Origin of the sequence: Arthrobacter echini (genome assembly GCF_008107445.1) — a bacterium.
GTDB classification, from domain to species: Bacteria; Actinomycetota; Actinomycetes; order Actinomycetales; family Micrococcaceae; genus Arthrobacter_D; species Arthrobacter_D echini_A.
This window is the reverse complement of the sequence record NZ_VSLD01000032.1, coordinates 1-1,308: the sequence shown is the minus strand read 5'-3', so window position 1 is coordinate 1,308 and position 1,308 is coordinate 1. Positions and strand designations below refer to the sequence as shown.

Annotated in this window: 1 protein-coding gene; it reads left to right on the top strand. The window is 58.3% G+C overall.

Going from position 1 to position 1,308, the window contains the following annotated elements; genetic code table 11:
* The coding region (locus FQ377_RS14680) for an integrase core domain-containing protein (protein WP_148601898.1) at window positions 1-191 on the top strand (191 nt) is incomplete at its 5' end.
* Window positions 192-1,308: the final 1,117 nt, after the last annotated feature.

Here is a 1,308-nt window from a genome sequence, read left to right as displayed (position 1 = left end):
CCTTCAACGCCCAATTCAGAAGGGAACAACTCACCGGGGAAATCCTGGACACCATGGCCGAAGCCCGGTACCTCGCCCAGGAATGGAAGGACATCTACAATCATGAACGGCCCCACGGATCCCTCGACGGAATGACACCCTCGACCTACTGGAAACGCTGGACCGCAGAAAACCAACTAGCTATCGCATAGCCACTGGACTGCAAACGGGGACCCAACCAACAGCACCTGACATCGGGCTTGAGAGCGCATGCTGGAAGGCTTCTTTGGGAAAGATCAGCTCGAGGCGCTCCTGACATAGCACTCGGCCGACGACAGGTAGGAGTTCAGGCACGTTTTACCGCCGGTGTGTAGGCAGTCCGAACGGCTGTTTCGAGGTCTTCCCCTGTCAGGAATTCCCAGGATGCGAGAGTGGCTGCATTGGGTAGGGGAAGTGAATCGATTTCGTAGGAGCTGACGGCGATGGAACCAGAGATGCAGCGCATCAGTCGGTCGATCGTGTCTGTCTGAAGGACACGGTTGAGGGTGCCTAGTGACAGTAGAGGCGATGGTGTTGTTGGCTGTAGGACGTTGAGGTGGTTCTCAATAACGACTTGTCCACCGAACTTGCTCAGAGCATCCTCGTTGAGTTCCGCGCACACCACACGCCGGCTCTGCTCGGGAGCTGTCGTCCTTTGGATTAGAACGGCCGGCTTGTCCAAAATCATTACGGTCTGATCAGACGGGACGGACAGACTGAGGTATCGCATGGAATCTCGGGCCGGGTCGCGATGTACGACACCTCCGTCGACGTCAGCGCCCCAGAGCACCACCGCCCGGTTCCTGCCGTTACGTGTATGAAGATCGCTCTTGCGACGGTTCCATACCAGCGGTCCGGTGGAAGCATGCCAGCCAGCCTGCTCAAGGGTAAGAGGCATTCGAGCTGCGGCGGCGGCGATGGTCGCGTCACGGGCCTCACGTGGCAGCAGCCAAGGACCATCTGTTATCGGAACGGGTACAGATGCAACGTGGTCCACGTTCCCGTTGGACCGAGTGATTTCCACTTTGCGGGTCCGTGCGTGCTTGAACGTTGCCAAGCAGGTTTCTTGTAAGACGCCAGCGAAGACACCATTGCGTCCTTCGACGAAGTGGTTGGGTCCCCGGGTAGGAGTCCAGTGGTTGTGTGAGTTTCGCATCCGATAATGGGTGCAGGAGGAGATTCACGAATCATGGCACGCAGACATACCCCGGAGCAGGTCATCGCGAAGGTCCGGCAGGGCCAGAGGATGCTCAACGACGGGCGCCCGATGATCGAGGTCGTCAAGGAACT